Consider the following 19,847-nt stretch of genomic DNA (forward strand, 5'->3'; position numbering starts at 1 on the left):
CGGAGGGGCTCCGTCAGAACCTCCCATCCGCGAGGGATTCGGTGTGGACTGGAGTCCACGCGACAGAAGGAGCAACACGAATGCGCGGAGTAGTCATGCACGCCCCCGGAGACGTCCGGGTCGAAGAGCGCGAGAAGCCCACCATCTCCCGGCCGACCGATGCGGTGATCCGCATCGCCGCGACCTGCATCTGCGGCTCGGACCTGTGGCCCTACCGCGGTGCCAACGACGTCGACCACGCGCCGATGGGGCACGAGTATGTCGGCGTGGTCGAGGAGATCGGCACCGAAGTGCAGACGCTGCGGGTCGGCGACTTCGTCGTCGGATCCTTCATGGCGTCGGACAACACGTGCGAGATCTGTCAGGCGGGGTACCAGTCCCGCTGCGTGCACGTGGTGCCGATGGGGCGCTACGGCACGCAGGCCGAGTACTCGCTCGTCCCGCACGCCGACGGCACGCTGGTCGTCACGCCCGGCCGGCCCGACGCCGATCTGATCCCCTCACTGCTCGCCGCGTCCGACGTCCTCGGCACGGGATGGTTCGCAGCCGTGGCCGCCGAGGTCGGACCGGGGAAGACCGTCGCCGTGGTCGGCGACGGCGCGGTCGGTCTCCTCGGGATCCTCGCCGCACGGGAGCTCGGTGCCGAGCGCATCATCGCGATGAGTCGGCACGCCGATCGGCAGGCGCTGGCGCGCGAGTTCGGCGCGACCGACATCGTCTCCGAACGCGGGGATGGGGGAGTGGCCCGCATCAAGGAACTCACGAACGGTCTCGGTGCGCATTCGGTGATCGAGGCCGTCGGCACCCAGGAATCGATGATGCAGGCGATCCGCTCCACCCGCCCCGGAGGTCACGTCGGCTTCGTCGGCGTCTCTCACGACGTGGCGCTGCCCGGCGAGGAGCTGTTCTACTCCGGCGTGCACCTGCACGGCGGGCCCGCTCCGGTGCGCCGCTTCCTCCCCGAGCTGATCCAGCTCATCTGGGACCGGAAGATCGACCCGGGCAAGGTGTTCGACCTCACCCTTCCGCTCGAAGAAGCCGCCGAGGGCTATCGGGCCATGGACGAGCGCCGTGCCACGAAGGTGCTGCTCACGGTGTGACCTCGCGGCGGGCGGAGATCTCCGTGTCGGGCGGAGATTCGACAGGAGATTCTCCGCCCATGGCGTGGTTCTCCTCCCGAGCCTGCGGCGATGTGTGTGGCTGTGCCCTGCGCCGCACGACCCTCAACTCGCTCGCGAGGATGCCGAGCACGACGAGCGCCCCTCCGATCAGCGCGGTGGCGGGCAGGCGTTCACCGGCGATGCGTCCGATGACTCCTGCCCACACCGGTTCCCCGGCGTAGATGATCGTCGCGCGGGTGGGGGAGACCGACTTCTGGGCCCAGTTCATCGTCAACTGGATCAGGCAGCTCGCCGCCCCCAGGCCGACCGCACAGCCGACCCAGATCCACGAGAACTCCGGCACGTCCTCGCCGACCACCGGCATCGTGAGCAGTCCCAGCGCTCCCGCGGTCAGCAGCTGCACCACGGTGATGCGTCCGAGGTCGATCTTCCCGGCGAAGAGGCTGATCAGGATGATCTCGGCGGCGATCGGCAGCGTGCTGATCATGGTCGTGATCTCGCCTGCGCCGAGAGTAAGCGCGAAGGCGTCGGGGCCGGCGATGAACAGCAGCCCGACGAAGGCCAGACCCGCCCCGACGAACGCCATGGCGGGCGGGCGCTTGCGGAACACGGCCCACTGCGCCAGCGGCACCAGCGGCACGTACATCGCGGTGATGAAGGCCGAGGTGCTGCTGTCGATGGTCTGCAGCCCCAGCGTCTGGAGGCCGTAGCCGAGGTAGATCATCACCCCGATCGCGACGCCCGCGCCGACATCGCGCCAGCGGATGCCGCGCAGCACGCGTCGGAAGATCACGACGCTGATCAGTCCCGCGATGAGGAACCGGATGCCGACGAAGAACCAGGGTCCGGAGTGCTCCATCGCCCAATGCACGAGCAGGAACGTGCCGCCCCAGACGGCGGTGATCGCGATGAGCGCGGCTTCCTGCGGTCGGAACCGCATCCAGCGGAGACGAGAGGGCATCGTTGGCCCTTTCTCGACGTTGCCGGATCGAGCCTAGTGCGCCGGACCCGTCGCTCGGATCGTGACGGAAGAAGACGATGACGCACCGGACGCCGCCGCCGACTCGGTAGCCTCGCAGCATGAGCGACTTCGTGAGTGCCGTCGAACTGAACGACCTGCTGACCCGGGGTGCACCGGTGCGCGTGATCGACGTGCGGTGGCGCCTGGATCGTCCGGAGGCCGGGCACGACGACTACCTCACCGGGCACATCCCGGGCGCCGTGTTCGCCGCGCTCGACACCGAGCTCTCCACCCATGGCGAGCCGTCGGAGGGACGGCACCCGTTGCCGTCGACGGCCACCCTCCAGGACGCGGCGCGTCGGTGGGGCGTGCGTGCGGGCGACACGGTGGTCGCCTACGACGACTTCAAGGGGATCGCGGCCGCCCGTGCCTGGTGGCTGCTGCGTCAGGCCGGCGTCGATGTGCGGGTGCTCGCCGGCGGCATCCGCGGGTGGAAGGATGAGGGCTTCGCCGTCGCGACCGATGATGTGGCGCCGGATCGTGGCGATGTCGTCCTCACGGAGATCGGTGCGGATGCGCTGACGATCGACGAGGCCGCCGCGTTCCCGGCATCCGGTGTCCTGGTGGATGTGCGGGCCCCCGAACGCTACCGCGGCGAGACCGAGCCGCTCGATCCCGCGGCAGGACACATCCCCGGCGCACGCAACCTGCCCACCCTGCTGCATCTGGACGCCACAGGCCGCATCCTCGACCGGGAGACCGTGCTGGCGAACTTCGCCGAGGTCGGCGTCACGCCGGGCACGGCCGTCGCGGCATACTGCGGTTCCGGCGTGACGGCCGCGCACACCGCCCTGGTCCTGCATGAGGTCGGCATCGAGGCGAAGGTCTTCCCCGGGTCGTGGAGCCAGTGGTCGAACACCCCCGGCCGACCGGTCGCGACCGGAGATCAGCCCGGCTGATCCTCCCGGGGGCCATAGCCCCAGTGCAATCCGAGGGCGCCGGGGCCGAAAGCCCGGCGCACCAGATGCACCGACGTTCCCCGGGGCGGCGGCAGCGGCGTCATGATGACGCCGTCCGGTGTCTCGAGGTGCTCCTCGCACCAGTCAGGGATCGCGTCCGGATGGAAGCGTGTCCACACCAGCAGCTCTCTGGCCTTCTGCGCCAGGGCGTGGCCGGTGTCGCGCGTCGCGGGGTAGTCGGGCGGGTACTCCACCGACCACTCCACCATCGCCGTCTCCGGCGCGGTCAGCGGCACATCGAGCTCGAACAGCACCCCGTGCACCTCGCCGTCGGGGTGGGAATAGCGCGCGGCGATCCGGCCCCCTGCCACCGCCTTCAGCAGAGGTGCGGGGGTGCGCACCCCGGGGGTGATCTCGAGGAAGGGGATCGCCGTGATCGTGCCGACCGTGGACTGCACGATGCTGCGCGTGATGCTGAATGCGACGTTGCCGTCCGCGCCGACATCGGTCACCGAATGCGTCGTGAGCTCGCGGGAGGTGTCGGGGTAGGAGGCGCCGAGCGCGCGGAAGGCGTCGATCACCGCCAACTCGAGCTCTTCCTCGTCGATCGGGAACTGGTTGGGTCCGAGCGGACCTGTGCGGTTCGTCGATCGGAGCAGTCTGCTCAGCGCCCCCGTGTCGAGTCCGAGGAGTTCCTCGATGTCGCTGAGCGCGGCGAGCGACTGCGCCCCCTCCGGCCGTCGCGCGCCGGATCGCCAGTAGCTCAGCGTGGCCATCGACACGCGGTTCCCGCGCGCCTTGAGCTGACGCTGCAGCCACGACAGCGTCACCGGCTTCGCGTTTATCGCGTCGCGCAGGGCGTTCGCGAAGTCATCGGGTTCGGCTCTGCGCGCGTCATCTTCGAAACTCATCACAGATCCCCTCCGGTATGTGAAGATCAGCGCCTTAGAGTGAGCATACGACCGCACGCGCGTACCTCAGGGGACCGGGTGGGCATGTGGGGTCACTTGGCCGTCTTCGCAGGCAGGGTGCCCGACCCTGCGATCACCGGCCTGACGCAGTGATGCCCCCCTTGCTGCGTATGTCGTGAAGCCCGGCAATCGATCTGGGGAGATCAGCCGGGCTTCACGAATCCTCCCTCCGCAGGGCTCCCGGCGTTGCGGCTCCGCCGCCCCGCGTAGACTGGGAGCAACACCCCGGAGGACTCTGGACCGTCATGTCTGCCCCTGCTCGCGCATTCACCATGCGCCACGTGCAATTGCTGCGCGCCCTGTTCGCCGCAGTCGCTGCACTGATGATCACGTTCTCGTCTGATCACTCCGCCGCCGTCGGCCTGTCCGTGTTCAGCGGCTTCGTCCTCATCACCGCTCTCGTCCAGGTGCTCGCCGCCTGGCTGGTGCTCCCCGCCGGCTCACGCTGGTCGTACGTCCTGCTCGCCGCGGTCGGCGTCGTCGCCGGCATGGTGAGCGGAATCCCGGTGTGGCGTTCCGACGACCTGTTCTTCATCATCGTCTCCTCCTGGGCCATCGTCAGCGGCGGCATCGAGCTGCTCGCCGGCATCCGCTCCCGGCGCACCGGCGGAATGCTGTCGCGCGATGCGATCACCGTCGGGGGCCTAGGTGTTCTGCTCGGCGTGGCCCTGCTGCTGATCCCGGCCGGGTTCCTGCAGGAGTACACGATCGACAAGGCCGGCACGTTCGTCCTCTCCGGGATCATCCTCGGCGTCGGCATGTTCGGCGGCTATGCGGCGATCGTCGCGGTCTTCCTCGGCATCGCCGGCCTCACGCCGAAGCAGGTCGATGCCGTCGCCACGGTGTCCGAATCGAACGACAGCGCCGCCCCCGCGGAGCATGGAGGAGAGCGATGAGCGACGAGAAGCCCACCCGCCGGGACATTCTGCGGCCCCTGCACCTGCTCCTCATCGCGCTCGGCTGCGGCGTCTTCGCCATGGTCGTCACCCTGGTCTCGACCGGAGCCTTCACCGCACGCGTGAACGCGTCGATCGCCGACGGCACCTACGACGGGCTGACCCCGATCGCGCTGGGGCTCGTCGTCGGCGGTGGGGCGTTCATCGTGACGCTGCTGATCCTGGCGATGCTCATCCTCGCTGTCGATCCGTCCGACGTCACCAAGACGATCGATCGTCCGGTGCTGTACGACCCGGAGCCCGACGGGGAGAGCCCTGACTCCGAGGCTTCCGGCCGCCCGGCGTCCTCCTGACGCGCTCCGCAGGAGCGGCGGATCTGCTCGTCGACGGGATCCTCTAACATCCGATTAAAGAGCGCGTCAGGCGTTCTGAATCGCGCGGATCTCCGGTACTTTCGGCGTACCCTCTGGACAATCGTCTCTAGACATCCGATGTCTCGTGTCGGACACTGACTTCTGACGCGCCCCGCATCCACGACCGGTTGCGAGACCGCACGGCCCCAGATGATCAACGATGCTCCGGAGGTTTGCTGTGATGATGGACCCCATTTCCCGCCGACAGGCGCTGCAGGTGGGCGGCCTCGCCCTCCTCGCCCCGCTCGTCCCTCAATTCCTGGCCGCTCGGCCTGCGGCTGCGAACGCATTCTCGGTGGACGCCGCTCTGCGCGCCGTCCCCGCCGGTGCGATCCCGCGTCCGCAGCTCTCGCCGTACGCCCTCTGGTACGCGACCCCGGCGACGAGCTGGGAGACGCAGGCGCTCCCCATCGGCAACGCGCGCCTCGGCGCGAAGCTGTTCGGGAACCCGGACGCCGAAGTGATCCAGTTCAGCGAGCAGAGCCTGTGGGGCGGTGTCAACGACTACGACAACGCGCTCGCTGGCCAGCCCGACGGAGCGTACGACACCAGCGTCACCGGTTTCGGTTCGTTCCGCGACTTCGGCGAGGTGACCGTCGCGTTCGGCGCACGCACCGTCGTGAGCTCGCCGGGAGGCCCGTACGAGGTATCGGGTGGCGAGAGCGTCGAGAAGACCTTCGACGGGAATCCGGCCACGAAGTGGTGTCTGATCGCGCCGCCCGCCGAGGTGATCTGGCAGGCCGATCTCGCGGAGCCGGTCGCCGTCTCCTCCTACGCGCTCACGAGCGCGAACGACGTCCCCGCCCGCGATCCGCAGGACTGGCGGTTCGAAGGGTCTGCCGATGGAGCGGCCTGGGTCGCGCTCGACACGCGGGCTGAAGCGCCGTTCCCGCAGCGGCTCCAGACCAAGAGCTTCTCGTTCGCGAACACGACGGCGTACGCGCACTACCGCTTCGTCTTCGCGCCGAAGGCGGGGGTCAGTCACTTCCAGGTCGCCGAGGTCGCGCTCGGCGGGGTCGACCTCGCACAGGGGAGCGCCGTCTACGTGTCGTCGCCCAGCGGCCACGCCGACTCCCTCGTCGGCACCGTGGACGCCGACCCCGCGACCGTCTGGGCGGTTCCGTCGACCGGGTCAGGGGCGGTCTGGCAGGTCGAGCTCAGCGCCAAGCTCGCCCTGAACGGCTACGTGCTCACGAGTGCTCCCGACGCGCCGGAACAGGATCCGCGGGACTGGACGGTCTCCGGCTCGGACGACGGGCTCGGCTGGAAGACGCTCGACACGCGCACCGGGGAAACGTTCCCGGAGCGCGGCACCGGGCGGGTCTTCTCGTTCGCGAACACCACCGCCTACACGATGTACCGCATCTCGTTCTCCGCACCCGGCGCGCTCCGTCTCGGCGGCATCGCCTTCACCGGCGGTGGCTTCAGCACCGCCGGAGCCCGCGCCGTCGTCGATTACCGACGTGCGCTCGACATCGCGGACGGCACCCACAGCACCCACTTCGCCACCGCACAGGGCACGGTGCTGCGTGAGGCGTTCGCCAGTCGGGATGCCGACGTGATCGCGGTGCGGTTCACCGCCGACCGCCCCGGTGCGCTCACCGCTCTCATCACCCTGGTCTCGAAGCAGGACGGCGTCGCGACGACAGTCGACGCGGGCGGCCGCCGAATGGGCTTCGCCGGAACCATGGCCAACAACCTCACGCACGCGGCCGCGGTGCGCATCGCGGAGACCGACGGAGAGGTGGTCGCCGCCGAGGGCGGACTGCGCGTCTCCGGCGCCGCGAGCATCACCCTGCTGCTCGACGCCCGCACCGACTACCGCCTGAGCGCCGCACACGGATGGCGCGGTGCGGCGCCGCAGCCGGCGATCGAGAAGGCCCTGAACGCGGCGGCCTCCCGCTCGTGGAAGAGCCTCCGCTCGGCGCACACCGCGCAGGTCTCCGAGCTCATGCAGCGCGCGAAGGTCGAATGGGGGGTCACCGACGGCGCCGTGATGGCGATGCCCACCGACCGTCGACTGCTCCGCTACGGCACGGGCGAGGCCGACCCGACGCTGGAGCAGACGCTCTACGCCTACGGGCGTTATCTGCTCCTCAGCTCGTCGAAGCCCGGCGGGCTGCCCGCCAACCTCCAGGGACTGTGGAACAACAGCAATCAGCCGGCATGGGCCAGCGACTACCACACGAACATCAACATCCAGATGAACTACTGGGGGGCCGAGACCGCCGACCTCCCGGAGTCGCACGAGGCCCTCGCGACCTTCATCCGTGAGGTGGCCGTGCCCAGCAGAATCGCCACGCGGAACGCGTTCGGTGCCGACGTGCGCGGGTGGACCGCCCGCACCTCGCAGAGCATCTTCGGCGGCAACGCGTGGGAGTGGAACACGATCGCCAGCGCCTGGTATGCGCAGCACCTCTACGAGCACTGGGCGTTCACGCAGGACAAGAAGTACCTGCGCGATCTGGCCTACCCGCTGATCAAGGAGATCTGCCAGTTCTGGGAGGACCAGCTCAAAGAGCTCCCCGACGGCACCCTGGTCGCACCGATGGGCTGGTCTCCCGAGCACGGCCCGCGCGAAGACGGGGTGATGCACGATCAGCAGATCATCTGGGACCTCTTCCAGAACTACCTCGAATGCGCGAAGGCCCTCGGCGTCGACAAGAAGTACCAGGGGACGATCGCCGACATGCAGCAGCGCCTGGCCCCGAACAAGATCGGCCGCTGGGGGCAGCTCCAGGAGTGGCAGACCGACCGCGACGACCCGAACGACATCCATCGGCACACCTCGCACCTGTTCGCCGTGTACCCGGGGCGCCAGATCACTCCGGATACTCCGGAGCTCTCGGCGGCGGCACTGGTCTCACTCAAGGCGCGTTGCGGTGAGAAGGAGGGCGTGCCGTTCACCGCTGCCACGGTCTCGGGCGACAGTCGCCGTTCCTGGACCTGGCCGTGGCGCGCGGGACTCTTCGCGCGCCTGGGCGACGCCGAGCGGGCAGGCATCATGGTGCGCGGCCTGCTCACGTACAACATCCTGCAGAACCTGTGGGCGAACCATCCGCCGTTCCAGCTCGACGGCAACTACGGCATCGTCGGCGCGATCGCGGAGATGCTCGTGCAGAGTCATGGCGACGTCATCCGGCTGCTGCCCGCCGTCCCCGCGGACTGGGCGGTGAGCGGATCGTTCGCCGGGCTCCGCGCACGGGGCGGATACCGGGTGGACTGCACGTGGCGGGACGGGAAGGTCGTCGCCTACGACGTCGTCGCCGATCGGGCACCGAACATGAGCAACGTGATCGTGGTCGTGAACGGAGAACGTCGCAAGGTGAAGCCGGGCAACCCGAAGAACGGCAAGCCCATGCGCGACCTCGGCCCGGCGCACTGACCCCGGCGGCACCGACGTCGGAGGGCGACGTCGGTGCCGCCATCCCGCATGAATCCGGAATACCGCTGCGGTGGATCGGCTTGTTCCTGGAGTGACTGCCTCCGTCGACCGCGCCTCCATCGGACTCCGGTCGGAGCGGGGCCCCATTCTCGGTGCGCTCATGCTGGCCACCGGCCTGATCGCGATCGACGCCACGATCCTCGCGACCGCCGTGCCCAGCATCGTCCGCGACCTCGGCAGTTACCAGCAGTTCCCGTGGCTGTTCTCGGTGTACCTCCTGGCACAGGCCGTGAGCGTCCCCATCTACTCCCGCTTCGCGGACACCGTCGGACGCAAGCCGATCATCCTGCTCGGCATCGCCCTGTTCCTGCTCGGCTCCATCCTCTGCGGATTCGCGTGGAGCATGCCGGCGCTGATCGTGTTCCGCATCATCCAGGGCATCGGCGCCGGTGCCGTCGCACCGATGTCGATGACCATCGTCGGCGACATCTACACCGTCGCCGAACGTGCCAAGGTGCAGGGATACGTCGCGAGCGTCTGGGCGATCTCGTCGGTCGTCGGCCCGGCGCTCGGGGGGATCTTCGCGCAGTTCGACGCCTGGCGGTGGATCTTCTGGATCAACATCCCGCTCTGTCTGATCGCCGGATGGATGCTGCTGCGCAACTACAAGGAGCAGAAGCAGACCCAGAAGCACAGCATCGATTACGGGGGAGCGGTGCTGCTCACGATCGGGCTGACCGCGCTCATCCTCGGCATGCTCGAGGGCGGGAACGCCTGGGCGTGGCTGTCGGTGCAGAGCGCCCTCTGCTTCGGTCTGGGAGTGATCGCGCTGGTCGCCTTCGGGTTCGTCGAGCGCCGCGTCGCCGAGCCGATCGTCGACCTGCGCCTCGCGGGTCGACGGCTCATCCTCACCACCACGATCGTGTCGCTCGGTGTCGGCGCACTGATGCTCGGTGTCACCAGCTTCGCTCCGGCCTACCTCGAAGGGTCCACCGGCATCGCCCCGTTGCTCTCCGGTCTCGCGGTCGCCGCTCTGACCCTCGGCTGGCCGCTCGCCGCCGCGAACGCGGGACGCCTGTACCTGCGCATCGGCTTCCGCCGCACCACGTTGATCGGCATGAGCATCACGACGGTCGCCGCCATCGCCCTGGCCTCGGTCGCCTCGTGGCCGAATCCGTTCGTGATCGCCGGCATCGCGTTCCTCTTCGGCTTCGGGCTCGGATGGAGTGCGGCGCCGACGCTGATCGCCGCGCAGGCCTCGGTCGGCTGGGGCGAGCGCGGGGCGGTGACGGGTATGAACGCGTTCGCGCGCTCGGCCGGGAGCGCCGTCGGCGTGGCCGTGTTCGGGGCGATCTCCAATGCCGTGATCGCGCAGGGGGTCGGTCCCGACGATCCCGGCACGATCATCCATGCGTCGGTGTGGGTGTTCGTCGCGGTCGCCGTGACCGCGGTGCTCACCCTGCTCGCCGCCGCCTTCATGCCGAAGGACAGTGTCGAGGAGCGCTCCGGAGAGTCAGCCCCCTAGCCCGCGCGCCTTCCTGCGCCCGTGCACTCGTCGAGTTGACGGCGCCTGGGGGGCGAGTCGGGCTCAGCCTCGCGGCTACTGCGCGAGCTTCTCTGCGATACCCGTGTACGTCGCCGGGGTCAGCGCGAGCAGGCGCTGCTTGGCGGCGTCGCCGATCTCGAGACCCTGCACGAACTCGGCGAGGTCGGCCGCGCCCACCCTGTGGCCGCGTGTCAGCTCCTTGAGGAGTGCGTACGGGTCGGTGATCGTGGAGCGTCCGGCGACGACCTCGGCGCGGATGACGGTCTGGATGGCCTCGGCCAGCACCTCCCAGTTCACGTCGAGGTCGGCGAGCAGCACGTCGCGCGACAGCGAGATCGCGTTCAGGCCGCGGCGCAGGTTGTCGAGCGCGAGCAGCGAGTGCCCGAAAGCCACGCCGATGTTGCGCTGCGTGGTCGAGTCGGTCAGGTCGCGCTGCAGGCGGCTGGTGACCAGCGTCTGGCCGAGCGATGCGAGCAGGGCGCCCGAGATCTCGAGGTTCGCCTCGGCGTTCTCGAACCGGATCGGGTTGATCTTGTGCGGCATCGTCGACGAACCGGTGGCCCCGGCGACCGGGATCTGCGCGAAGTAGCCGAGCGAGATGTAGGTCCAGATATCGGTGGCGAGGTTGTGCAGGATGCCGCCGGCGTGACGCACGCGGTCGTACAGCTCGACCTGCCAGTCGTGCGACTCGATCTGGGTGGTGAGGATGTTGAAGCCGAGCCCCAGGCCCTCGATGTACTCGCGGGCGATGGTCGGCCAGTCGGCGTCGGGGTCTGCGGCCAGGTGCGCAGACCAGGTGCCGGTCGCGCCGGAGAACTTGGCCAGGTAGTCGGAGGCGGCGATCTGACCGCGCACCCGCTCGAGGCGCCAGGCGAACACCGCGAGCTCCTTGCCCATCGTCGAGGGCGTCGCGGGCTGGCCGTGCGTGCGCGAGAGCATCGCGGCGTCGGCGTGCTCGACGGCGAGCTCGCGGAGCTTCGCGATCACGGTGTCGAGGGCCGGGAGCCAGACCTCCTCGACAGCGCGCTTCACGGTGAGGGCGTAGGAGGCGGAGTTGATGTCTTCACTCGTGGCCGCGAAGTGCGTGAGTTCGGCGATGCCGTCGAGTCCGAGCGTCGAGAGTCGATCGCGCACGAGGTACTCGATCGCCTTCACGTCGTGCTGGGTGACGGCTTCCTTCTCGGCGAGCCAGTCGATCTCGGCCTGACCGAAGTCGCGGTAGAGGGCGCGCAAGCGCTCCTTGTCCGACTCCGGCAGCGGCGAGGTCTCGAACAGCGAGCGGTCGGTGAGGGCGATCAGCCACTCGACCTCGACCTCGACGCGCGCCCGGTTCAGGCCGGCCTCGGACAGGAAGTCGGCGAGACCGGTGACGGCGCCGCGGTAGCGACCGTCGAGCGGGCTCAGGGGCTGCGGCGGGAGCGAAGGCTGGAAAGTCAGGGGAGTCCTCCTGATCGGGCCCCTCAGATGCGGGGCGTGCGGGGGAGACGCAGAGCGGGTTCGAGCTGGCGGAACAGGCCCCGAGTCGCCGCCTCAATCATACCGAGCACGGAATCGAACATCTCCGCGCCCGCGTAGTAGGGGTCGGGCACGTCATGGGTCGTGGCGTTCGGGTCGAAGGCGAGCAGCAGGGTGACCTTCCCCTCCTCGTCCTCGTCGTGCGCCCATTCCCGCAGGATGCGCTCGTGCGTGCGATCGAGGGCCACGACGAGGTCGTTGTCCGCGAAGGCCGCGGCGGTGAACTGGCGGGCGCGGTGCTGGGAGCCGTCGTAACCGCGACGGGCCAGGGAATCGATCGTGCGGTGGTCGGCGCGCTCGCCGAGATGCCAGTCGCCTGTTCCGGCGCTGCGCGAGACGATGCGCGGGCCGAGTCCCTGCCGCTCGGCGAGGTCGCGGAAGACGACCTCGGCCATGGGAGAGCGGCAGATGTTCCCCGTGCAGACGAAGATCACGCGGAAGGGATCCGGGGATGTCACACCTACATTCTGCCCGGCCGCGGGCCTCCTGCACAGCGCGCACCGCCTCGCGCGATCCTCTGCACACCCTGACCGGGCATCCATCTCTCCACCGTTCGCGGCGATCGGGCAGAGCGAGAAGCCCGTGATCCCGGAAGCTGGGGCCATGTACTCGTTCGTCAACATCCTCGATGTCGGCTCCGCGCACCTCGGCGACCTGCTTCTCGCCTCCCAGGAGATCGGAGAGGCGATCTCCACGCTCGAAGAATCCGGGGCGACTCTGGTCGCGCTCACCGATCGCTCCGACTGGCAGTCCGAGGGGTTCCGCGCGCTGAACGCGTTGCTCGAACGGCTGCGCGACGACACCGGAGTCGAGATCGGACACCTCTCGGTGCGGAGATGGGAACTCGGCGGGGCGGCATGAGCGGCGGAATGAGGGCGGCGGAATGAGCATGGTCGCAGGCAGGGAACCGTCGGCGGATGGCGGGGGATTGAGCATCGATCACGGCGGGGCGATCGCCGTCGACACCGAGCAGCTGCGCGATCTCGGGGCACGGATGCGATCGGTGGCGTCGGAGTACGAACACGCACGCGCCGCGGTCCGCCGGGCACACGCGCTCATCTCCTCGGCGCCGGAGACCGGTTCGGGAGTCGATGTCGGTGCACTGCAACGGAGTGTCGAGCGGATCGATGAACTGTGCGTCGAGATCGAGAACGCCTGCACGGGAACCCTGGTGATGGCTGACGCGTTCGAGGTGGTCGAGCTGCGCGCGCAGGCGGAGGCGCTCGCCCTCACCGATGCCGCGGCGGCGAGCGCCGTGCAGGCGCGCGCCGACCGGCTCGTCGCCGATGACGAACGGATCGGGACCATGGCCGAGTGGCTGGTGGCCGGCTGGAAGGAGCGGCGATTCGAGGGACTGGGCGAGCAGTACGACCTGGCGGGGGCGCTCCCGCCACTGTTCCTCGCCGGGGCGATGGTGGGCGTCGCATCCGGGCTCGGCACGGCCCGGCCGGGGATGACGCTGGCGGGGAAGGCCGATCCCGTGCAGGTGATGCCCGTGAAGACGTCGGCTCCGAATGCGCCTGCCGGCCTCGCTGCGGCATTCCGTCGCATACCGGGAGCGGCCTCGCAGGTCGCGGTCGAGAAATACACGATGGTCGGTGGGGCGACCCGGTATGTGGCCTACGTCGCCGGGACTCAGGAGTCCCTGCCGTGGCGGTCGGGGAAGTCCGAGCCGTGGGACATGAAGTCGAACATCGAGCTCTATCAGGGCCGCGCATCGGCGTCGTATCAGGCCACGGTCGACGCGTTGGGCGCGGCGGGGGCGAGGCCGGGGGATCAGGTCGACGTGGTCGCGCATTCGCAGGGCGGGATGATCGCCGCCCATCTCGCGATGGAGAGCGATTTCGAGGTGTCGATGCAGCTGACCGCGGGGAGCCCGACCGAACCGACGCTCGGAGAGGATCAGACCCTGATCCAGCTCCGCCACACCGACGACGTCGTCTCGGCGCTCGCCGCCGGGGGCTCCGCGGCGGGCACGGGATCCCCCGACAGCTTCACGGCGTCGCGCGAAGGGGATCCGCACGACGGGATGCAGGACCTGACGCTGCAGACCCACCATCTCGAGACCTACATCGAGACGGCGGAGATGGTGGATGCGTCGGACGATCCCCGCGCCGAGGCTCTCGATGACTACTGGAAAGGGCTCGGACAGGCGGTCGAGGTCGAGCGGACCGAGTACCACGCCGAGCGAAAGGGGTGATGACCGACTTCGAGATCAGCCGGCTGCTTTTCGAGCGGCTGGAGGAGCGCGCTTCCTCAGTCGCGGCGGCTCTTGCTCTGCGGGCGCAGGATGAAGCCGAAGATGCCGTTGATGATCGAGATGATGAGCGCGGCCACCACGCCCCACCAGAAGTCGCCGACCGTCAGGCCCCAGCCGAAGCCACTCGTGATCCAGGCCGTCAGCCACAGCAGGAAGCCGTTGATCAGGAACCCGATCAGCCCGAACGTGATGATGTAGAGCGGGAACGCGACGATCTTCACCACGGTGCCGATGATCGTGTTCACGAGAGCGAAGATCGCGGCCACCGCGAGCAGGGTCAGCACCAGCTGCAGCGTCTCGCCGGGCGGGAAAGCGGTGATCACGACCTGCAGAGCGGGGATGAGCGTGACGACCCAGAGGGCGAAGGCGTTGACGACGACGCGGATGATGAAGCGCATAGTCCGACCAGTGTCCCACGGACGCCCGCGAGATGTCAGCGCGCCGTGTCTTCCCGGATATGGGCGGCAATGACCTGCGCGATCTGCTTCAAGTCCAACCGACTCTGCGCGACGTCGAGGACGAAGTCGAATGCCTCGTCGTTCGTGAACGTCGGCTCGTAGCCGTTGAGTCGGATGAAGATGAAGGTGAGGTAGAGCGAGATGCGCTTGTTGCCATCGAACAGCGCGTGGTTCTGAGCTACCGAACTGTCAGCGCGGCGGCCTTCGCTTCGAACGTCGGGTACGCGTCGGCGCCGAACATCCCTGCGGATGGTCGAGCGAGCGCGGAGAAGAGCAGTCCTTCGTCGCGGACGTGCAGGCCGAGCTTCGCGATCAGGGCGAGGGCCTGTTCCGGCTCGACGTACTCGATCGCCATCGCTCAGGCGTCTTCGAGGCGCTTGAGCGTGTCGGCGTAGCGCTCGGTGATCTCGTCCGCGATGGAGAGCACGCGATCCGTCTTCGACTCGCTGTTCGCGAAGCGCGTCGCCGCCTCGATGATCACCGCGTGCTTCGAGGTGTGCCGGGCGCGCGCGATCGCCTCGAGCTGAGCATCGAGTTCTTCCGGAAGTCGCACCGTCATCGCCATACCGGAATGGTACGACCGCGAATCGGTCGTCGACAGGGGAGAAGCCGCCGGGGAAGAGCCTGCTGCCCTCGTAGACTCGACCTCGTGACCGAGCCGATCCTGCCCCGCATCCGTCCCGCCATCGCCGCTCTCGCGCCGTATCGTCAGGGCAAGCAGGCAGGGCCCGATGCGTTCAAGCTGTCGAGCAACGAGAACCCCTTCGATCCGCTGCCCTCGGTGCTCGAAGCCCTGCAGAGCACGACGCCGATCAACCGCTACCCGGATGCCACCGCCGGCCGCCTGCGCGCGCGTCTCGGAGCCCGTTACGGGGTCGAGCCCGACCAGGTGCACGTCGCTTCCGGCAGCGTGTCGATCCTGCACCAGCTGATCCTCGCGACCGCATCGGTCGGCGATGAGGTCATCTACGCCTGGCGTTCCTTCGAGGCCTACCCGAGCCTGCCGCTCGTGGCCGGCGCGACCGGGGTGCAGGTTCCGCTCACCGCCGACTCCCGCCACGACCTCGACGCGATGGCGGACGCCGTGACCGACCGCACCCGTGCGATCATCCTGTGCACGCCCAACAACCCGACCGGTCCGATCATCACGTCGGCCGAGTTCACCGCCTTCGTCGAGCGCGTCCCGAACGATGTCCTGATCATCCTCGACGAGGCGTACGCCGAGTTCGTCACGGCGCCCGACGCGGTCGACGGTCTCGCCGAGCGCGTGTTCGAGCAGCACCCGAACGTCGTGGTGCTGCGCACCTTCTCGAAGGCCTACGGCCTCGCCGGCCTCCGCGTCGGCTACGCGATCGGCCACGAGAAGGTGCTCGACGCCGCGCGCACCACCGGCATCCCCCTCTCGGTCACGTCCGCCGCCGAGAACGCCGCGATCGCGAGCCTCGACGCCGAGCCCGAGCTGCTGGAGCGTGTCGCCGTGATCGTCGAGCGACGCGCCCGCCTGGTCGAGGGCCTCCGCGCACAGGGCTGGGACGTCCCCGACTCCCAGTCCAACTTCGTCTGGCTGCCCGCAGGAGAGCGCACCGACGAGGTCGCTGCGGCCTTCGTCGAGAACGACCTCATCGTCCGGCCGTTCTCGGGGGACGGCATCCGCATCTCGGTGGGCGAGGAGGGCTCCATCGCCCGCGTGCTCGAGGTGGCCGCTTCGGTCCGCTGAGCCGTCGCAGCACCGGCCCGGGGCGGTTTTCCGCGGTTTTCTCCGGGTTCCGGGCAGTTACAAGGGCGTCCTAGGTATGCGTGACGACGCATGCGGGCGCGGGTAGCGTGAGAGCGTGACCACCTCCGAGACACCCCTTGTGAGCGTTCTGGACGAGACCGGACGGTACGCCCCGTCCGCCGCCGCAGAACGGTACCTTCCCCTGATCGAAGCGATCGGCGACGCCGAACTCGAGCAGTTCTACCGGGACATGGTCGTCATCCGCGCGATCGACACCCAGGCGACGAACCTGCAGAGGCAGGGGCAGCTCGCGCTGTGGCCGCCGAGCCGGGGGCAGGAGGCGGCGCAGGTCGGCTCCGGTCGTGCGGCCCGTGCGCAGGACACGATCTTCCCTTCGTACCGCGAGCACGCGGTGACCCGCATCCGCGGCGTCGACCCGGTCGACATCATCAAGCTGATGCGTGGTGTCTCGCACGGCGGGTGGGACCCCACCGACCCCAAGAACGGCAATACCCGGCTGTACACCCTCGTGCTCGGGTCGCAGGTGCTGCACGCGGCCGGCTACGGGATGGGTCTCGCGTTCGACGGCCGCACCGGTACAGGCGACCCGGACCGCGACGAAGCGGTCATCGTCTACTACGGCGACGGTGCGTCCAGCCAGGGAGACGTGCACGAGGCGATGGTCTTCGCCGCGAGCTACCAGGCGCCGACCGTCTTCTTCCTCCAGAACAACCACTGGGCGATCTCCGTGCCCGTCTCCACGCAGTCGCGTGTGCCGCTGGTGCAGCGCAGCGCGGGCTACGGCATCCCGAGCGTCCGGGTCGACGGCAACGACGTGCTCGCCAGCTATGCGGTCTCGCGCACGGCTCTCGACGAGGCCCGTGCCGGCAAAGGTCCGCAGGCGATCGAGGCCGTCACCTACCGGCTCGGCGCGCACACCACCAGCGACGACCCGACGAAGTACCGCGGCAGCGACGAGGAGCAGTACTGGGCCGGTCGCGACCCCATCGTCCGGATGCGCGCGTTCCTCGAAGGACGCGGTGCCTCGGCGCAGCTCTTCGCCGACGTCGAGGCCGAGGCGGCGGATGCCGCGGAGGATCTGCGCGCCCGTACGGTCGAGCTGGGGCCGCCCAGCCCGGACAAGATGTTCGACCACGTGTACAGCGATCCGCATCCGCTGATCGACCAGCAGAAGGCCTGGCGCGCGCAGTACGAGGCGTCGTTCGAAGACGCGTCGCTCGAAGGAGGAGCCCGGTGACTCTCGAGACGATGCCGCTCAGCAAGGCGCTGAACGCGGGTATGCGCAAGGCGATGGAGAACGACCCGAAGGTCCTGCTCATGGGCGAGGACATCGGCAAGCTCGGTGGCGTCTTCCGTGTGACGGAGCACCTGCAGCGCGACTTCGGCGACCGTCGGGTGCTCGACACTCCGCTGGCCGAGTCGGGCATCGTCGGGACCGCGATCGGCATGGCGATGGTCGGTTTCCGTCCGGTCATCGAGATCCAGTTCGACGGTTTCGTGTTCCCTGCGTTCGACCAGATCACCACCCAGCTCGCGAAGCTCACCAACCGGCACGAGGGCGCCATCAGCATGCCCATCGTGATCCGCATCCCCTACGGTGGACACATCGGCGCGGTCGAACACCACCAGGAGAGCCCCGAGGCGTACTTCGCGCACACCCCGGGCCTGCGCGTGGTCTCGCCGTCGACGCCGAACGACGCGTACTGGATGATCCAGGAGGCGATCGCCTCGAACGACCCGGTGATCTTCATGGAGCCGAAGAGCCGCTACTGGCAGAAGGGCGAGGTCGAGCTCGACGCCTCCGCCGTTCCGCTGCACTCCTCGCGGGTCGTGCGCACGGGCAGTGACGTGACCCTCGTCGGACACGGCGCGATGGTCACCACGCTCCTGCAGGCCGCGGCGCTCGCCGAAGCCGAGGGCACGAGCTGCGAGGTCGTCGACGTGCGCTCGCTGTCGCCGGTCGACTACGAGCCCATCCTCGACTCGGTGCGCAAGACCGGGCGCATGGTCTACGCGCAGGAGGCCCAGGGGTTCGGAAGCATCGGCGGTGAGATCGCGGCGACCGTCATGGAGCGGGCGTTCTACGCACTCGAGGCTCCGGTGCTGCGCGTCTCCGGCTACGACACCCCGTTCCCGCCCGCGAAGCTCGAAGGCGCGTACCTCCCGGATGCCGACCGCATCCTCGAGGCCGTCGATCGCTCACTCGCCTACTGACATCCCCGCTCGGCCGAAAGGACTCGTCATGAGCACGCAGAACTTCACCCTCCCCGACGTCGGGGAAGGCCTGACCGAGGCCGAGATCGTGGCCTGGAAGGTCGCCCCCGGCGACACGGTCGCGATCAACGACGTGCTCTGCGAGATCGAGACGGCCAAGTCGCTCGTCGAGCTGCCGTCGCCGCACGCGGGTGTGGTGGGCGAGCTGCTGGTCGAGGAGGGAGCGACGGTCGAGGTCGGCACGCCCATCATCACCTTCGTGACCGAGCCTGCGGCGGGTGCAACGGCCGCTCCCGTTGCCGTGGCTCCCGCCGCAGAAGAGGGCGGCGGACCGGTGCTGGTCGGCTACGGCACGGGAGGCGGCGCCACTTCGCGTCGCAAGCGCCCGGCCGAGCGTCCGGTGCGCTCGTCGGTGGGCGTGATCGCGAAGCCGCCGATCCGCAAGCTCGCGCGCGACCTCGGCGTCGACCTCACCACGGTCGCAGCGACCGGCGCCGACGGCGAGGTCACCCGGGACGACGTCATGAAGCACGCGTCGCAGGCGAGCGTCTTCCGCAACATCGAGACTCCCGAGTGGGGAGCCGTGCGCGAGGAGACCGTGCCCGCACCGCAGGCTGCACCGGCAGGGCTCGCACGCGGACTCACTCCGACCCAGCCTTCGGCCGCCGGCGACGACCGCACCGAGTCGATCCCGGTCAAGGGTGTGCGCAAGGCCACGTCTTCGGCGATGGTGCAGAGCGCATACTCGGCCCCGCATGTGACGGTGTGGAAGGAGATCGACGCCAGCCGCACGATGGAGCTCGTGAAGCGTCTGAAGGCCTCACCCGATTACGCCGATATCCGCGTCTCGCCGCTGCTGATCATGGCTCGCGCCGTGATCTGGGCCGCCCGTCGCACGCCGATGGTGAACGCGGCCTGGATCGAGACCGAAGCCGGTGCGGAGATCGCCGTGCGCCACTACGTGAACCTCGGGATCGCCGCCGCCACCCCGCGCGGCCTGCTGGTGCCGAACATCAAGGACGCGCAGGATCTCGGCATGAAGGACCTGGCGCGGGCTCTGAACCGTCTGACCCTCACGGCGCGCGAGGGCAAGACTCCGCCGGCCGATCAGCAGGGCGGCACGATCACGATCACGAACATCGGTGTGTTCGGGATGGATGCCGGCACGCCGATCATCAACCCCGGCGAGGCGGGCATCGTGGCGATGGGCACCATCAGTCAGAAACCGTGGGTCGTCGACGGCGAGGTGCGTCCTCGTTGGGTGACCACGGTCGCAGGCTCCTTCGACCACCGCGTGATCGACGGCGACGGCATGAGCCGCTTCATCGCCGACGTCGCCTCCGTGCTCGAGGAGCCCGCGCTGCTCGTGGACTGACGGAATACAGTCTCTCGGCGGTGCGTTGCCGATCC

The 19,847-nt window shown here is 69.0% G+C and carries 20 protein-coding genes; 12 read left to right on the forward strand and 8 right to left on the reverse strand.

What is annotated here, in order from left to right:
* Window positions 1-80 precede the first annotated feature (80 nt).
* Window positions 81-1,100 carry a zinc-dependent alcohol dehydrogenase family protein gene (locus GLO27_RS12450; RefSeq protein WP_167255161.1) on the forward strand — a complete coding sequence of 340 codons (1,020 nt, stop codon included), beginning with the start codon at window positions 81-83 and terminating at the stop codon, window positions 1,098-1,100.
* Here the strand turns inward: GLO27_RS12450 and GLO27_RS12455 are convergent.
* Window positions 1,090-2,082 carry a DMT family transporter gene (locus tag GLO27_RS12455; RefSeq protein ID WP_243844833.1) on the reverse strand — a complete coding sequence of 331 codons (993 nt, stop codon included), beginning with the start codon at window positions 2,080-2,082 and terminating at the stop codon, window positions 1,090-1,092. The two genes, GLO27_RS12450 and GLO27_RS12455, sit on opposite strands and share 11 nt — an antisense overlap.
* 119 nt (window positions 2,083-2,201) lie before the next feature.
* Between GLO27_RS12455 and GLO27_RS12460 the strand changes: the two genes are divergently transcribed.
* Window positions 2,202-3,041 (forward strand): sulfurtransferase, encoded by an 840-nt coding sequence (locus tag GLO27_RS12460; protein ID WP_167255163.1) that lies wholly within the window; start codon window positions 2,202-2,204, stop codon window positions 3,039-3,041.
* Here the strand turns inward: GLO27_RS12460 and GLO27_RS12465 are convergent.
* Window positions 3,029-3,952 carry a hypothetical protein gene (locus tag GLO27_RS12465; RefSeq protein WP_029260654.1) on the reverse strand — a complete coding sequence of 308 codons (924 nt, stop codon included), beginning with the start codon at window positions 3,950-3,952 and terminating at the stop codon, window positions 3,029-3,031. The two genes, GLO27_RS12460 and GLO27_RS12465, sit on opposite strands and share 13 nt — an antisense overlap.
* Window positions 3,953-4,257: 305 nt before the next feature.
* Here GLO27_RS12465 and GLO27_RS12470 point away from each other — a divergent pair, with 305 nt between their 5' ends.
* From GLO27_RS12470 to GLO27_RS12485, 4 genes are all read left to right on the forward strand, one after another.
* Window positions 4,258-4,908 (forward strand): acyl-CoA synthetase, encoded by a 651-nt coding sequence (locus GLO27_RS12470; protein WP_167255165.1) that lies wholly within the window; start codon window positions 4,258-4,260, stop codon window positions 4,906-4,908.
* The gene (locus GLO27_RS12475) at window positions 4,905-5,261 is read left to right on the forward strand and encodes a hypothetical protein (protein WP_021201588.1); all 357 of its coding nucleotides are present in this window, start codon (window positions 4,905-4,907) and stop codon (window positions 5,259-5,261) included. Before GLO27_RS12470 ends, GLO27_RS12475 begins: the two co-directional genes overlap by 4 nt.
* Before the next feature lie 241 nt (window positions 5,262-5,502).
* A complete protein-coding gene (locus GLO27_RS12480) occupies window positions 5,503-8,706 on the forward strand; it encodes a glycoside hydrolase N-terminal domain-containing protein (RefSeq protein WP_208323783.1) in 3,204 nt (1,067 codons plus the stop codon).
* Between the two features lie 91 nt (window positions 8,707-8,797).
* Complete coding sequence (locus tag GLO27_RS12485) at window positions 8,798-10,231, forward strand: MFS transporter (RefSeq protein WP_167255167.1); 1,434 nt, start codon at window positions 8,798-8,800, stop codon at window positions 10,229-10,231.
* Between the two features lie 75 nt (window positions 10,232-10,306).
* On the opposite strand, the gene purB is transcribed toward GLO27_RS12485, so the two are convergent.
* Together purB and GLO27_RS12495 are read right to left on the reverse strand one after the other, a co-directional pair.
* Entirely contained in the window at window positions 10,307-11,689 is a 1,383-nt protein-coding gene (gene purB / locus GLO27_RS12490) for an adenylosuccinate lyase (RefSeq protein WP_046399053.1), read from the reverse strand.
* 23 nt (window positions 11,690-11,712) lie between these two features.
* Window positions 11,713-12,225 (reverse strand): low molecular weight protein-tyrosine-phosphatase, encoded by a 513-nt coding sequence (locus GLO27_RS12495; protein ID WP_029260650.1) that lies wholly within the window; start codon window positions 12,223-12,225, stop codon window positions 11,713-11,715.
* 124 nt (window positions 12,226-12,349) lie between these two features.
* Between GLO27_RS12495 and GLO27_RS12500 the strand changes: the two genes are divergently transcribed.
* Window positions 12,350-12,628: a hypothetical protein gene (locus GLO27_RS12500; protein WP_208323966.1), complete on the forward strand. Its 279-nt coding sequence runs from the start codon at window positions 12,350-12,352 to the stop codon at window positions 12,626-12,628.
* Window positions 12,629-12,650: 22 nt separating this feature from the next.
* The gene (locus GLO27_RS12505) at window positions 12,651-13,967 is read left to right on the forward strand and encodes a hypothetical protein (protein ID WP_167255171.1); all 1,317 of its coding nucleotides are present in this window, start codon (window positions 12,651-12,653) and stop codon (window positions 13,965-13,967) included.
* A gap of 56 nt (window positions 13,968-14,023) precedes the next feature.
* Here the strand turns inward: GLO27_RS12505 and GLO27_RS12510 are convergent, their stop codons facing one another.
* Genes GLO27_RS12510 through GLO27_RS12520 form a run of 4 tightly spaced genes read right to left on the reverse strand, consistent with a single transcriptional unit; the run spans window position 14,024 to window position 15,050 of the window.
* Window positions 14,024-14,425: a phage holin family protein gene (locus tag GLO27_RS12510; protein WP_021201595.1), complete on the reverse strand. Its 402-nt coding sequence runs from the start codon at window positions 14,423-14,425 to the stop codon at window positions 14,024-14,026.
* A 35-nt stretch (window positions 14,426-14,460) separates the two neighbouring features.
* Complete coding sequence (locus GLO27_RS19815; protein ID WP_318387139.1) at window positions 14,461-14,736, reverse strand: type II toxin-antitoxin system death-on-curing family toxin; 276 nt, start codon at window positions 14,734-14,736, stop codon at window positions 14,461-14,463.
* Window positions 14,664-14,840, reverse strand: a complete 177-nt coding sequence (locus tag GLO27_RS19820; RefSeq protein WP_243844834.1) for a hypothetical protein — start codon at window positions 14,838-14,840, stop codon at window positions 14,664-14,666. Before GLO27_RS19820 ends, GLO27_RS19815 begins: the two co-directional genes overlap by 73 nt.
* 3 nt (window positions 14,841-14,843) lie before the next feature.
* Complete coding sequence (locus GLO27_RS12520) at window positions 14,844-15,050, reverse strand: ribbon-helix-helix protein, CopG family (RefSeq protein WP_021201597.1); 207 nt, start codon at window positions 15,048-15,050, stop codon at window positions 14,844-14,846.
* A gap of 84 nt (window positions 15,051-15,134) precedes the next feature.
* Here GLO27_RS12520 and GLO27_RS12525 point away from each other — a divergent pair, with 84 nt between their 5' ends.
* The 4 genes from GLO27_RS12525 to GLO27_RS12540 all read left to right on the forward strand — a co-directional run bounded on the left by GLO27_RS12525 (window position 15,135) and on the right by GLO27_RS12540 (window position 19,812).
* On the forward strand, window positions 15,135-16,202 hold the full coding sequence (locus tag GLO27_RS12525) for a histidinol-phosphate transaminase (RefSeq protein WP_167255173.1): 1,068 nt from the start codon (window positions 15,135-15,137) through the stop codon (window positions 16,200-16,202).
* A gap of 115 nt (window positions 16,203-16,317) precedes the next feature.
* Window positions 16,318-17,460 (forward strand): thiamine pyrophosphate-dependent dehydrogenase E1 component subunit alpha, encoded by a 1,143-nt coding sequence (locus GLO27_RS12530; protein WP_167255175.1) that lies wholly within the window; start codon window positions 16,318-16,320, stop codon window positions 17,458-17,460.
* An 11-nt stretch (window positions 17,461-17,471) separates the two neighbouring features.
* Window positions 17,472-18,437, forward strand: coding sequence for an alpha-ketoacid dehydrogenase subunit beta (locus tag GLO27_RS12535; RefSeq protein ID WP_029260644.1), 966 nt, complete (start codon window positions 17,472-17,474; stop codon window positions 18,435-18,437).
* A 28-nt stretch (window positions 18,438-18,465) separates the two neighbouring features.
* Window positions 18,466-19,812 (forward strand): dihydrolipoamide acetyltransferase family protein, encoded by a 1,347-nt coding sequence (locus GLO27_RS12540; RefSeq protein WP_167255177.1) that lies wholly within the window; start codon window positions 18,466-18,468, stop codon window positions 19,810-19,812.
* The last annotated feature ends 35 nt before the right edge of the window (window positions 19,813-19,847 follow it).

This window comes from Microbacterium sp. Be9, from assembly GCF_011754135.1.
In the GTDB taxonomy this organism is placed as follows: domain Bacteria; phylum Actinomycetota; class Actinomycetes; order Actinomycetales; family Microbacteriaceae; genus Microbacterium; species Microbacterium maritypicum_A.